Here is a 12,844-nt window from a genome sequence, read left to right on the forward strand (position 1 = left end):
AAAAGAACTTATTTAGACCAATCATCAAAGACTTCATTGATGACTTTATTCTCGATAAAAATCATCTGCTACCACAGAGAATCTATAAATGATAGTGCGTAAGTCCTAAATCATTAATTTAACAGTTAAAAAGATTTGTCGTAAACAAAAAATGAACGTTGGATAAAAGAACATTTTCTGTATAGCTAAAATCATGTCTGGATAAAACATCATTTTAACGACAAATCATTTTAAATTTTTTCTTTACGCATTCGATCAATAGCAGTAGTTACCACCAGTATGATAAGAGATGGAAGTAGCCATGCCAAATTTTGTTCATTCAAAGGTAGATGTTGAATGAAAACTGGTAAATATTCGTTGAATCCTGCAGCTTTTACCGCTTCGATAATTCCAAAAATGAAAGCAACTGTAGTAACTGATCCAATAACTAATGATGGTTTATTCCAGAATTTCCAGAAAAAACTCAACATAATAACCACGATAGCTGGTGGGTAGATAGCACTAAGCACTGGTACTGAAAATGCAATAAGTTTAGTCAAGCCTAGATTCGAAATTACCAATGAAAAGCCGATCAAGATAAAAACAAGTAATTTATATGGTAGACCAGTCAATTCAGTAAAGTATTCAGCACAAGCACAGGTTAGCCCAATAGCAGTTACCATGCATGCTAAAAAGATTAATCCAGTCAGGAAGATAGAACCTAAGTCGCCAAATGCGTGTTGAACATATGCATGCAAAATAATAGCGCCATTGTCAGCATTCGCAGCAACTTCATGACTACCCAAACCAAGTTTGAATAGGCTGATATATACGAGTGTAAGTCCAACACCTGCAATTAAACTTGCAATAATTGCATATTTAGTTATCAGTTTTGAGTCTGTCACACCACGTGATTGTATTGCTTGAATAATTACGATACCAAAGACCAATGCACCAAGCGTGTCCATGGTGAGATAACCATTAACAAAGCCTTCAGATACTGGACTACTCACATAGTTGTTGATCGGCGGTGAGATATAACCAGTCGGAATAACAATTGCTGCAATACCTAAAATTGCCAGTGCAATAATTTTTAAAGGCGCAAGAACATGCCCTACAGTGTCTAGCAGCTTATTTGGGTAGAGTGATACTGCAGTCACTAAAGCAAAATAAATCACACTATATATAAATAAACTACTACTCGAAGTTCCAAAATAAGGAGCAAAACCAATTTCATATGAAACTGTCGCAGTCCGTGGAGTAGCGAATAATGGACCAACAGAGAGATAACAAACAATTGTTAATAAAAGGCTAGCAAATCGACCTAAAGGAGAACTAATAATCTCAATTGAGCCTTGCATTCGCGATAAAGCCATAATGGTAAGCACTGGTAAACCAACAGCAGTGATTAAAAAACCAAAAGCAGCAAGCCAAACGTGTTCACCTGCTTGTTGTGCGACAATAGGTGGGAAAATAATATTACCTGCACCAATAAACAGTGCGAAGGTCATAAAACCTAAGGCAATAATATCTCCTGTACGAAGATGATTCATAAAATGGGAGGTTTAAAATAAAAGTGCGAATTCTAGACCAAAAATGTTCTCTTTTGAAACTAATTTTATGTGAAAATTGATTGATTTTTGACTAAAAAGAAAGCTTGTAAATCATATAATTAGGATTGGTAAACATAATTGTTTGAAATAATTTTAAAAGTGAAAAAATGGGTTAAACATGATGATATTATGATAAAAATCTAAATTAAATGTACAATTAATTGGTGTTAGTCCATAAAAGGATTGAACATTTGAAAGCTAAGGCGTAAAACTATAGAAATGATGAATGCAACGCCTATGCATTATTTTTTGATTTTATTATTTTTTAATAAGGAATATCTCGAATGAGAGCTTCTACTGTGACCATCAAAACGGAAAAAGATATTGAGAAGTTAAGAATCTCAGGACGTTTAGCGGCACAAGTTTTAGAAATGATAGGCGAGTATATTAAGCCTGGCGTAAGTACAGAATACCTCGATGATATCTGTAATGATTACATTGTAAATACGCTGCAAGTGATACCTGCCAATGTTGGCTACCATGGTTTTACGAAGACTACGTGTATCTCCGTCAATGAAGAGGTTTGTCATGCAATTCCTTCTGCAAAGAAGATTTTAAAAGACGGTGATATTTTAAATATTGATGTAGCTGTCATCAAAGATGGTTACTTTGGTGATACAAGTAGAATGTACTTTGTGGGCGAACCTACACCTGAAGCAAAAAAATTAGTAGAAACAACCTACGAAGCGATGCTTGCTGGTATTCATACTGTGAGGCCAGGTGCTACTTTAGGTGATATTGGTCATGCAATTCAATCTGTAGCACAGCGTGAAGGCTATAGTATTGTCCGAGAGTATTGCGGTCATGGAATTGGGCGCGTATATCATGAACAGCCAAACATTTTGCACTACGGGCAAAAAGGTCAGGGTATGGTGCTGAAGAAAGGCATGGTATTTACGATTGAACCCATGGTTAATGCTGGGAAACCATTTGTTAAAGAGTTGAGTGATGGTTGGACGGTTGTTACTCAGGACAAATCTTGGTCAGCGCAATGGGAGCACATGGTTGCTGTGACTGATGATGGATTTGAGCTATTGACGCCATGGCCAAATGGAACTGGACATTATCCTTCAATTTAAAGGGTTTCGAATCATCAAGGCTTGATTAAAAATCAGGCCTTTTTCTTGTAGAGCACATCGTTAGTTGTTCAACCAGATAATCAATAAATACACGTACGGCAGGTAGCAAACCTCTTCTCGATGGATATACAGCGTGAAAAATACCATGAGGTGCAGTCCACTCTGGTAATACTTTTACTAATTGTCCTGATTTTACAAAATCTTGAGCAATACTATCTGGTAATAAAGCGATACCGCAATTTTGGCTTGCAAGTTCTGCCAACATTAAAAGATTGGAAGCCATAATCACTGGATTAACTTTAATTTTTTGTTGTTGATTATTTGGGCCGCTTAATAAGAATTGTTGATCGAGATGATCTTCTGACATACTAATAATACGGTGTTTGCTCAGTTCTTCAGGTGTATTCAGGTGTCCAAATTCATTAAGATATGCTTGACTGGCAAAAAGACGTTGTTCTATTGCTTCAAACTCTCTCAATACGAGATTGGGGTCATCATCTAATTTAGAACGAACCCTTAAAGCTAGATCAATACCTTCATTAATAACATCAACACGACGGTTACTGACCATCATTTGCACGCGTACTTCGGGATATTTCTTCAAAAAAGCGGGTAGTATTTTCGCCATTTGGTTTTGGGCGATGTCGACAGGAACGCTTACTTTGATCACGCCACGAGGTTCGCTACTTAAGTGATTAACCACATCATGTGCTGCTTGCGCGGCATTCATCATGACTTGTGCGTGTCGATAGACATCCATACCGATATCAGTGACAGCAAAATGTCGTGAACTACGTTGAATGAGGCGAACGCCTAGTTGTTCTTCTAAATTATAGACCCTACGGCTAAGCTTAGATTTTGGGATGTCAGTTGCACGTTCGGCTGCGCTAAAACCACCATGTTCTACAACCAGTGCAAAGCAGTAAAAATCATCTAAATCCGTTAGCATTCCGCCATAAACTCCAGCTTTTATAAGTTCTAGGTTAGTATAAACCGATTGATTAAATACTTTGTGTCAAAATATCGCGAACCAGTTGATATTCTTTAATTCGTTCAAAATCTTTATCTGTAGGTGAGTGAATCCTCGATAAGTCCATATTGTCAGTGATATCTGCAATTTTCACAACACGTGCTATAGGGTTTTGAAGGGTGCGTTTTGCAGCCTCAGTTCGAGGTTCACCCTTTAGTTTAGTCAATGCTAGAATTGCTTCAACAATATCGTTATCACATCCTAATTCATATAGTTCATCTACAGTAGTATTAGTATCTTCGAGAACATCATGTAACACGGCTACAATTTTTTGCTGAATCGTTGAGACGTTCATCATGACGCGTAAAGGATGTAATATATAAGGGGCATTCGCCTTATCGACTTGTCCCATATGCTTTGTAGCGGCAAAAGCGATAGCTTGTTCTATAGAGACCATGTGCTAAATACTCCTGAGCTGAATAGCTTTGATTACGATATTCTTTTAAACTGTTTTTAATTTCTTAAGCTTTATCATCATGTCTTATCAACTTATTAATATTGCCGATTCAACTCAAAATATTGTCTGCCCATATTGTCAACAAGCTGTACTAGATTGGGAACAAGAGCAATATATCCAACCATGTGATCATACGTTATTTATCGCTATGGACTTGGGCTTTGAATATATAGCAGATCGTTTTGAAGAAACTTTGTCACAATCTGTTGATGAAATTCATGAAGATGCCAATATGAATATCTTTTCTAGTATTTCAAAGTCAACATATGAAGATGTAATTATTTTAAAATCAGATTTGGGCGTCGAAGGGATGTTTCGTTATATCGGTTTAAGTTGTAAGTAATAAAAAAGCCAATCAAGAGATTGGCTTTTTAAACTTATGCTTCAGGTGCTGGGCTATATTGCTCAACTAATGGTTTTAATTCACCATTTTGGAACATCTCAAGCATGATATCGCTACCACCAATAAGCTCACCATTTACCCATAACTGTGGGAAAGTAGGCCAGTTTGCAATTTGAGGTAATGTTGCACGAATATCTTGGTTTTCTAAGATATTTACATAGGCAAATGGACGACCAATTTGACTAAGTGCTTCAACTGCACGAGCTGAAAAACCACATTGCGGGAATTGTGGAGTGCCTTTCATGTAAAGTAAAACAGGGTGTTTCGCAATTTGATCACGAATTAACGCTACTGTATCACGCGCTTGTTCCGTCATAGATAGATCCTCAACTAATCTTCCCAAATTATATACCGAAAAATTAGCTGCGGGCTATTGCTAAAGATTTTTCTTGTATAAATGTGAGTTTAAGCTTTCAATCTAGACAGGTTTTTGCTTATATAACCTTTTTCAACACAACTAACGATAGATTGAGTTTGTTATGACTAATATCACTCTTGCTCCTGTGCAACCTGATCAACCTTCACATCTTATGGCTACTTATGGTCGCCAAGCGATCAGTTTTGTTCGAGGACGAGGGGCGTATCTGTACACAGCAGATGGTACTGAATATTTAGATGCTTTGACAGGTATTGCTGTATGTGGTTTAGGTCATGCTCATCCTGTGATTGCAGAAGCAATTGCAGAGCAAGCTGCAACATTAGTACACACCAGTAACTTATTTGAAATTCCTTGGCAGACAGCTGCTGCGCAGAAACTTGCTGAAGTTTCAGGAATGGAAGAAATCTTTTTTTCAAATAGCGGTGCTGAGTCAAATGAAGGTGCAATTAAAATTGCGCGTAAATTTGGTGCGCAGCAAGGTGTGAGTAATCCTAAAATTATCGTTGCTGAACAATCTTTTCATGGTCGTACTTTGGCAACCTTGTCTGCAACAGGGAATAAAAAAGTTCAGGAAGGTTTTGCGCCATTAGTTGAAGGGTTTATTCGAGTTCCATTTGGTGATGTTGAGGCAATCCAAGAAGCTGCGATCAATCATCCAGACATTGTTGCTATCTTGATTGAGCCAATTCAAGGTGAAGGTGGTGTCAATACCGCTCCACAAGGCTTCAGCTATTTAGAAGAAGTTCGCGCACTATGTAATCAGCACAATTGGTTGATGATGCTTGATGAAATCCAAACTGGTAATGGTCGTACAGGTAAATATTTTGCATACCAACACACCAATATAGTTCCTGATGTGATGACAACTGCAAAAGGTTTAGGAAATGGTTTTCCTGTTGGCGCGGTCATGACTCAAGGTAAAGCAGTTGGACTATTGGGTGCTGGTAGTCATGGTTCGACGTATGGTGGAACTGTTTTAGGTTCACGTGTTGTTTACACAGTGATTGACACACTTCAAAATGAAAATGCTGTAGAAAATGCTGCTAAAGTGGGTGCATACATAGTTGAACAGCTCAAAGTGCATTTAAATGATTTGAATGTTCAAGTTCGTGGTTTTGGTATGATGATTGGTATTCAATTACCTAAAGATTGTGCTGAAATTGTTGCAATCGCTCGTGATGAATACAAATTAATTGTTAACGTAACCGCAGGTTCAGTAGTTCGTTTACTTCCTCCATTAAACATGACACAAGAACAAGCAGACGATCTTCTTAAGCGTCTTGTACCAGCCATTCAGAATTTCTTGAAAGGTTGATTTTTGTAAATAAAAAAGGGCAATTTAATTGCCCTTTTTTATATTAATCACTTAGCCAGAAATATACTGTTGTAACTGTTCAATTAAAACGCGCTGATCTTCCATAGCAGCTTTGACTAAATCACCAATTGAAATAAAACCAACTAATTTTTCATTCTCAAGGACAGGTAAATGGCGTAAATGACGATCTGTCATTAAGTTTAAGCATTCTTCAACTGTATTGTTTAAGCTTACAGAAATCACTTTTGAAGTCATAATGTCTGAAACAGGCGTATTATTTGAAGAGCGCTCCATCAAGGCGATTTTACGTGTATAGTCACGCTCAGAGAAAATTCCAACCACTTTTTCATCTTCTGCAACGACTAAAGCACCAACACCTTTATCTGCCATGATTTTAATTGCTTCAAGTACAGTCGCATTTGGTGAAATCGTAAAAATAGATTGTACTGCTTTATTCTTGATGACTTGAGCAACGATTGTCATTATTTATCCACCTGTGTTGTATTGTCATTTTCATTTAACTTAACGGTATTTTTTTTAAATGCAAAGCCCTAATTTATCTTCGATGATGACTTTTTAATGTAAGTGCTTAAAAAGTCATCATTGATTAGATGCTTTATACTGCTGGCATTACAGTGTCTTTTGGCATAAAGAAAAAGTGCTGCATTTGTTGAGTAGAAAGTTTGAATTTTCTGTGCGAAGAATTAAACAAAGCAGGTTCAACTTGTAATCGGGTCAAAGTAGGAAGCAACGATTCGTGAAAATCTTTAGGTGTGATTTTACGTGGTTGGTAATGTTTCCAATGTGATTTTGCATAACGGTGTGCTTGGACGCCATTTAGCCAAAAAGGGAATACGTGACCATCTTGATCAGATTTGATTGCCCAACCTTGATGATAAAGACCCCAAAGTACACCGCAATACATCATTGTTTTTAGGATTGAAATTTTAATCATCAACTCACGAGAAACTGGTTGAAAATGGTTAAACCGATACATATTCTTAAACTTATATAGTTATAAACTCATGTTTTATTATAAGAAATATACTTTGCATTTATGTTTAATCAATTCATCAAAATCGTAAGCAAATATTCTAATTATTTCAATAAATCGTAATCTGCATCACATTTATTGAAAAAAGTAAGCTCTAATTAAATTTTAGATGCTAAAGAAATTACATTTTTTAACTCAGATAAAGATAACTTTTTATCTTTATTACAGGCATAAAAAAACGCCACCTAGGTGACGTCTCTTTATGCTTGTAAGGTTGCCATCTTTTGCCAGTATTGTGCTTTAAGTGAATCACGCTCTACTCGGAAACCTTGATAATACAATTCTGCTAGAAACAATGCTGCTTTACCATGACCTGCTTTTGCTACTTCTTCAAGTTCTTTCACTGCATCTTGAAAGTTTTTTTGCGATTGAATGGTATTAACCGCATTTGCATACACATGCTCTAGTTCGTGTTGTGTGAAATGTTGAATCATATATAACTCCTTATTTTAATTATGATTACCGCAAAATCTATCCAAAGACACTTTACTTTGAATATAAGCTAATTTAACTTTGAATTGTTAAATTATTATGACAAAAATAATGGAATTGTCAAATATATCGAGTGTCTTTCTGTAAATAAAAGCTTACACGATTAAACATTTCTAGCAAATAATTTTAAGTAAAATCAAAGTGAAAATAATAGAAAAGGAGAATAACATGTCAAACGTAATCGATGGTTTAACCTTTGATGTTCCACCATCTGAAAATCAAATTATTGAATTGGCACATCATCATCGAAAATTACTTGATGAGGCTATTTTCCATCAAGAAATTCATTTGGGTGATTATTGTTTAGCTCAGCGTAAAAGGGTTTATGATTTTGCGAGTACGCTTAGCCCAGAGCAAAAAGATCGTTTTTATGAAATTTATAACGGAGAGCTGCGCCGTATAGCAGATGATGATGATTTACATCCAGCAGATGCAGAAAGTGGAGTGGGAATGTTCGCTGTATTTGTTAGTTTAGTGATTATTGCATTTATCCTTTACTTCGCCTTTGTACGTACATTAGTAAGTTGACCTATAACCATCACGTTCAATAAACGATATTTTGGCGGCTTATTGAACGTGAGTCTTGTACTGAGTTACGTAGGCACATACACTACTTCTAATATTGAGGTTAGTCATGCTGTCTAAACATTTAAAACATAAAATCTTAGAGCTAAAATTAGGGCATAAATTAGATCAGTTTAATGTCTATTTAGTGATATTTATTCTAATAGCCATTTTTATTCTTGCATTTAATGCTCTACTACGACCAGTGAATCAGGATCAATATCTGAAGGTTATGCAATTGGCTGAACAAGCTAGCCATCCCAAAACGCAGGCTATGGCTTTGAATGTTTTACAAGCTCAAAAAATTCGTCGGGTTGAATATTTAAAACTATTAAATGCGTTTCAATTTGAATCTACACGTATCCAAGAATATCCTGCACTTTCGCTCGATGATGAGTGAGTTTTAATCAAAGTAATTTATTTATAAATGGGGGATTTGTAGCAGTCGGGAAAATAAAATCTATTTATGCTAGACTGACCATCTTTTTAAAAAGCTGCTTTATTCTCAAGGAATTGACATGCAACAGCAATCGAATATGCAAAATAAATTCTTGATAGATGCTGATATTGGCGATGATGATGTCACATTACCGAGTTTACCTGCTGTCGATGTTCCCATTATTGAGCCAGCTGTAAAAACAACAGTTGAGACAACACCTGCACCAGCTACTAACGTCGAAATAACTGAGCAACACCAATCAGTATCTTCAGAAGAGGAAGAAGAAACCAAATCAACAGGTTTCTTTGGACGTATGAAGGATGGATTAACCAAAACTCGTCGTAGTTTTACCGATGGTATGGTCAATATTTTGATCGGTGGTAAAGAAATCGATGATGAGCTATTAGAAGAAGTTGAAGAACAACTTTTGGTTGCAGATATCGGTGTTGAGGCAACAAAAACAATTATCGCAAATCTGACAGAGCGTACAGCACGTGGAGATTTGATCTATTCACATGCTTTGTATAAAGCATTGCAAGAAGAGTTGGTAGCATTATTGGCTCCTCGCGTGAAGCCATTACATATTGATCCTAATAAATCTCCTTATGTCATTTTAATGGTGGGTGTAAATGGTGTTGGTAAGACAACAACCATCGGTAAGCTTGCAAAACGTTTACAGGGTGAAGGAAAGAAGGTCATGCTTGCCGCTGGTGATACTTTCCGTGCCGCAGCGACTGAACAATTGCAGATCTGGGGTGAGCGTAACGATATCCCAGTTGTTGCACAGGGTCATGGTGCAGACAGTGCTTCTGTGATTTTTGATGCATTCGAAAGTGCCCGTGCAAAAGGCATCGATGTTCTCATTGCTGACACGGCAGGGCGTTTGCAAAACAAATCTAACTTAATGGAAGAGTTAAAAAAAGTTAAGCGCGTAATGCAAAAGATAGATGCGACTGCACCACATGAAATTATGCTTATTGTGGATGCTGGTACAGGGCAGAATGCGATCAATCAAGTACAGCTTTTTGATGAGGCTGTTGGCTTGACTGGTATTACAATTACTAAGTTAGATGGTACTGCTAAAGGTGGTGTCTTATTCAATATCGCAAGTCGTACTCATGTGCCGATTCGTTATATCGGTGTTGGGGAAAAGATTGACGATTTGCGTCCTTTCTCTGCTAAATCATTTGTTGCTGCTTTGTTCGAGACTGAGAAATAATTTTTAATTATTTAGCTTATTCTTTTAAAAAGAGGTTCTTAGAGCCTCTTTTTTATATTCAAAGCAATGAAAGGAAATTATGGTAAATCTACAGTTTTATTGTGATCTAAAAATAGGCAACCATATATGGTCGTTTCAAAAATAAAACGATCTGTTATATTTTTTGGTCTACTAATAAAAAATAAGCCGTTATACACTACATTCAATCCAAGATAACACCCAAAGGGTAAAAGAGGAATAACAACATGAGTAACTTTTTAAACAGCATCAAAGCTCGTCGTACGATTTATGCAATTGGCAAAAACGTGACAGTAGATCAAGCGAAAATTGAAGAAACGATTCGCGAAGCAGTAAAACAAAGCCCTTCAGCATTTAACTCACAAACATCTCGAGTTGTGACGCTTTATGGTGAATCACATACAAATTTCTGGAACATCGTTCGTGAGACTTTACGTAAAATCGTACCAGCTGAAGCATTTGAAGGCACAAATCAAAAAATTGATAGCTTCGCAGCAGGTTTCGGTACTGCATTATTTTATGAAGATCAAGATGTTGTAAAAGGTTTACAAGAACAGTTTGCTTTATATGCTGATAATTTCCCAGTATGGTCTGAACATTCAAGTGCGATTGCTCAGTTTGCAACTTGGACGGCGCTTTCTGAAATTGGTATCGGTGCATCATTACAGCACTATAATCCGATTGTGGATGCGGAAGTTGCTGAGACTTATGATATTCCTGCAAATTGGAAATTACGTGCTCAGTTAGTATTTGGTTCAATTGAAGCGCCAGCAGGCGATAAACCATTTATGGATGACGCTGCACGTTTCAAAACTTTTAACTAAGTTTTCAAGATTATTAAAAAAAGGGCACTTTCAAGTGCTCTTTTTTGTTTTGAAGTAATGGGTTCGTCTAAAGTTCTATTTTTTATATCACCAAAAAAGATGTATATCTAATAAAAGCCGAATTGTAAGCACGGTCGGTTTGGTTTATTGTCATAAAATAGTCACAATCTCGTAGCATAGTGCATACGGGTTTATAAATAGTTTATATCGAGAAGAGTCTAATGTCTTTAAGAGTTGGTGTTGCTGCTTTAGGTTTATTTTTAAGTGGTTCAGTTTTTTCAGCAGTTACAATCACTGCACCAGAAGAAATTGTCATTCTTGCTGTAAACGGTCAAGAAGTAAATAATGGTCTTCTCGCATCAAAAAAGAATAACTATCAAGTTGATCCTGGTAATTTGACGGTCAATGTACGCTATCGTGAATATTTTGAGCATTTAAATGGTGAGCATGACATCGTTAAATCTGGCGTTGTAACTTTACAAGCTACAGAACTTAAGGATAACCAGTCTTATGTACTTGGATTAGTGAATGCGCCTAAAAGTTTTGAAGCTGCAAAGAAATACGCTGAACAACCAACAGTTGCTTTGTATGATCAAAACAAAAAATTAGTTGTGCAGCAAACAGGTGCGAATAATGAAGCTCAACCATGGTTCACTGGTAGTAATTTAATTAGTCGTACTCTAGATTTAACTAGTAAGAATAAAAATAATGCAGTAAATCAACCAGCACCAGTTTATGGTGCAGCAGCAACTAATCAAGTTATCGAAGCACCGATAGCAACTGTTGCGAGTACAAATTCGATCAAATCCATAGATCAGCAATTGGTTGATTTATGGCAGAAAGCATCTAAAGCTGAACGACAAAAGTTTATGGCTTGGTTGGCAGGTCAAACTAATTAATTTTTTAGTATCTGTTTAAAAACCGATGTTATCATCGGTTTTTTATTGGCTCATGATTATTAAAATGTACTTAGATATAAGAAAAGCAAGAATTGAAGATAAAGATCTTTTGGTTGAAGTAATTAATGCGGCTTATCGAAATCAATTTGGTCGAAGTTGGACAACAGAAAAAGACTACGTAAAGGGTGCACGTATATCTAAGCAGCAATTAATTTCTGATCTTAATAATAAAAATTTTGAGTTGTATACAGCCCAATTTGAAGAAAAAATAATTGCTTGCATTGGACTGACCCTCATGCGTGAATTTGTAGAAATAGGGACATTTGCAATTGATCCTGATCTACAAAATTTAGGCATAGGGCATCGAATGTTGAGTTTTGCTGAAAAATATATACTTGACACTTATGCCGATGTTTTGAATATTAATCTTTATGTACTTAGTGTACGTAAAGAACTTATTGAATATTATGAACGTAGAGGATTTAATCGCACTGGTGTTGTTGATGATTATCCTATATCTGCGGAGGTAGGAATACCATTAATCCCAGTAAGTCTAGTTGAAATGACTAAAAGAATTAGGTGATTGGTTTGTGTGTGTGAAGTAATTTAATTGTAATTACGTTATGTGAAAAAAGAGGAAGTATGAACTTCCTCTTTTAATATTGATAAATTAATTACCTAACCAAATAAAATATCCCAAAAGCATTAAAGGCCATGCGATAAAAGGGCTAAATAAACATTTCCATAACCAAAATCTAGGTACAAATCCTACACCATGAATAAAACCACCTGAAATCCCAATCATGACTAACATGAGTATGCTGTGATTATAGTGACCATTTTCATCTAGCATGAGTGCAGGATGGACTAATAAAATTGCAGCAAGAGGCAATGCCAACAAAAAGGAAACGGTCATTGCAACAATTTGCGCTTTACTATTCTTTGGTGTTGACATGACTTGAGCCATTTTATTATTCCTCATCTAAGTCTTGGTGATGTTCAATATAGAGTGCACTGAGTACACCTGCGAAGCATGCCATCAAAATGCCTAGAATCCATGCAAAATACCACATTTCACAT

18 protein-coding genes are annotated in these 12,844 nt (G+C 36.2%); 9 read left to right on the forward strand and 9 right to left on the reverse strand.

Annotation, left to right across the window (positions count from 1 at the left end):
* Positions 1-230 precede the first annotated feature (230 nt).
* Entirely contained in the window at positions 231-1,532 is a 1,302-nt protein-coding gene (gene brnQ / locus ACSC97_RS09200) for a branched-chain amino acid transport system II carrier protein (RefSeq protein ID WP_436660570.1), read from the reverse strand.
* A 344-nt stretch (positions 1,533-1,876) separates the two neighbouring features.
* Between brnQ and map the strand changes: the two genes are divergently transcribed.
* Positions 1,877-2,671: a type I methionyl aminopeptidase gene (map, locus tag ACSC97_RS09205; RefSeq protein WP_419372145.1), complete on the forward strand. Its 795-nt coding sequence runs from the start codon at positions 1,877-1,879 to the stop codon at positions 2,669-2,671.
* 25 nt (positions 2,672-2,696) lie between these two features.
* On the opposite strand, the gene ACSC97_RS09210 is transcribed toward map, so the two are convergent.
* Together ACSC97_RS09210 and ACSC97_RS09215 are read right to left on the reverse strand one after the other, a co-directional pair.
* A complete protein-coding gene (locus tag ACSC97_RS09210) occupies positions 2,697-3,620 on the reverse strand; it encodes a LysR family transcriptional regulator (RefSeq protein WP_004954132.1) in 924 nt (307 codons plus the stop codon).
* Positions 3,621-3,672: 52 nt separating this feature from the next.
* Entirely contained in the window at positions 3,673-4,098 is a 426-nt protein-coding gene (locus ACSC97_RS09215; RefSeq protein WP_436660572.1) for a guanosine-3',5'-bis(diphosphate) 3'-pyrophosphohydrolase, read from the reverse strand.
* Between the two features lie 79 nt (positions 4,099-4,177).
* Here ACSC97_RS09215 and ACSC97_RS09220 point away from each other — a divergent pair, with 79 nt between their 5' ends.
* Positions 4,178-4,501: a hypothetical protein gene (locus tag ACSC97_RS09220; protein ID WP_004911419.1), complete on the forward strand. Its 324-nt coding sequence runs from the start codon at positions 4,178-4,180 to the stop codon at positions 4,499-4,501.
* A gap of 34 nt (positions 4,502-4,535) precedes the next feature.
* Here ACSC97_RS09220 and grxD read toward each other — a convergent pair whose 3' ends face one another.
* A complete protein-coding gene (grxD, locus tag ACSC97_RS09225; RefSeq protein WP_004772459.1) occupies positions 4,536-4,877 on the reverse strand; it encodes a Grx4 family monothiol glutaredoxin in 342 nt (113 codons plus the stop codon).
* 163 nt (positions 4,878-5,040) lie between these two features.
* On the opposite strand from grxD, the gene ACSC97_RS09230 reads away from it, so the two are divergent.
* Positions 5,041-6,255 (forward strand): aspartate aminotransferase family protein, encoded by a 1,215-nt coding sequence (locus ACSC97_RS09230; protein WP_125299255.1) that lies wholly within the window; start codon positions 5,041-5,043, stop codon positions 6,253-6,255.
* Positions 6,256-6,306: 51 nt separating this feature from the next.
* Here ACSC97_RS09230 and ACSC97_RS09235 read toward each other — a convergent pair whose 3' ends face one another.
* The 3 genes from ACSC97_RS09235 to ACSC97_RS09245 all read right to left on the reverse strand — a co-directional run bounded on the left by ACSC97_RS09235 (position 6,307) and on the right by ACSC97_RS09245 (position 7,743).
* Positions 6,307-6,738 (reverse strand): CBS domain-containing protein, encoded by a 432-nt coding sequence (locus tag ACSC97_RS09235; RefSeq protein WP_348953230.1) that lies wholly within the window; start codon positions 6,736-6,738, stop codon positions 6,307-6,309.
* 133 nt (positions 6,739-6,871) lie between these two features.
* The gene (locus ACSC97_RS09240; protein WP_004911409.1) at positions 6,872-7,252 is read right to left on the reverse strand and encodes a DUF2750 domain-containing protein; all 381 of its coding nucleotides are present in this window, start codon (positions 7,250-7,252) and stop codon (positions 6,872-6,874) included.
* Between the two features lie 257 nt (positions 7,253-7,509).
* Positions 7,510-7,743, reverse strand: a complete 234-nt coding sequence (locus tag ACSC97_RS09245; protein ID WP_004911406.1) for a hypothetical protein — start codon at positions 7,741-7,743, stop codon at positions 7,510-7,512.
* Positions 7,744-7,969: 226 nt separating this feature from the next.
* Between ACSC97_RS09245 and ACSC97_RS09250 the strand changes: the two genes are divergently transcribed.
* The 6 genes from ACSC97_RS09250 to ACSC97_RS09275 all read left to right on the forward strand — a co-directional run bounded on the left by ACSC97_RS09250 (position 7,970) and on the right by ACSC97_RS09275 (position 12,347).
* The gene (locus tag ACSC97_RS09250) at positions 7,970-8,329 is read left to right on the forward strand and encodes a hypothetical protein (RefSeq protein ID WP_004954146.1); all 360 of its coding nucleotides are present in this window, start codon (positions 7,970-7,972) and stop codon (positions 8,327-8,329) included.
* A gap of 106 nt (positions 8,330-8,435) precedes the next feature.
* Complete coding sequence (locus ACSC97_RS09255; protein ID WP_004962130.1) at positions 8,436-8,765, forward strand: hypothetical protein; 330 nt, start codon at positions 8,436-8,438, stop codon at positions 8,763-8,765.
* Positions 8,766-8,883: 118 nt separating this feature from the next.
* Positions 8,884-10,023, forward strand: a complete 1,140-nt coding sequence (gene ftsY, locus ACSC97_RS09260; RefSeq protein WP_004954150.1) for a signal recognition particle-docking protein FtsY — start codon at positions 8,884-8,886, stop codon at positions 10,021-10,023.
* Positions 10,024-10,268: 245 nt separating this feature from the next.
* Entirely contained in the window at positions 10,269-10,865 is a 597-nt protein-coding gene (locus tag ACSC97_RS09265) for a nitroreductase family protein (RefSeq protein WP_125299253.1), read from the forward strand.
* A 221-nt stretch (positions 10,866-11,086) separates the two neighbouring features.
* Positions 11,087-11,764: a YccT family protein gene (locus ACSC97_RS09270; RefSeq protein ID WP_130575810.1), complete on the forward strand. Its 678-nt coding sequence runs from the start codon at positions 11,087-11,089 to the stop codon at positions 11,762-11,764.
* Between the two features lie 52 nt (positions 11,765-11,816).
* Entirely contained in the window at positions 11,817-12,347 is a 531-nt protein-coding gene (locus ACSC97_RS09275; protein ID WP_436660579.1) for a GNAT family N-acetyltransferase, read from the forward strand.
* Positions 12,348-12,434: 87 nt separating this feature from the next.
* On the opposite strand, the gene ACSC97_RS09280 is transcribed toward ACSC97_RS09275, so the two are convergent.
* Positions 12,435-12,731, reverse strand: a complete 297-nt coding sequence (locus tag ACSC97_RS09280; protein ID WP_130575812.1) for a cyd operon YbgE family protein — start codon at positions 12,729-12,731, stop codon at positions 12,435-12,437.
* A gap of 4 nt (positions 12,732-12,735) precedes the next feature.
* Positions 12,736-12,837 carry a cytochrome bd-I oxidase subunit CydX gene (gene cydX / locus ACSC97_RS09285; protein ID WP_002120988.1) on the reverse strand — a complete coding sequence of 34 codons (102 nt, stop codon included), beginning with the start codon at positions 12,835-12,837 and terminating at the stop codon, positions 12,736-12,738.
* Positions 12,838-12,844: the final 7 nt, after the last annotated feature.

Source organism: Acinetobacter sp. P1(2025) (assembly GCF_051390655.1).
GTDB lineage: Bacteria > Pseudomonadota > Gammaproteobacteria > Pseudomonadales > Moraxellaceae > Acinetobacter > Acinetobacter junii.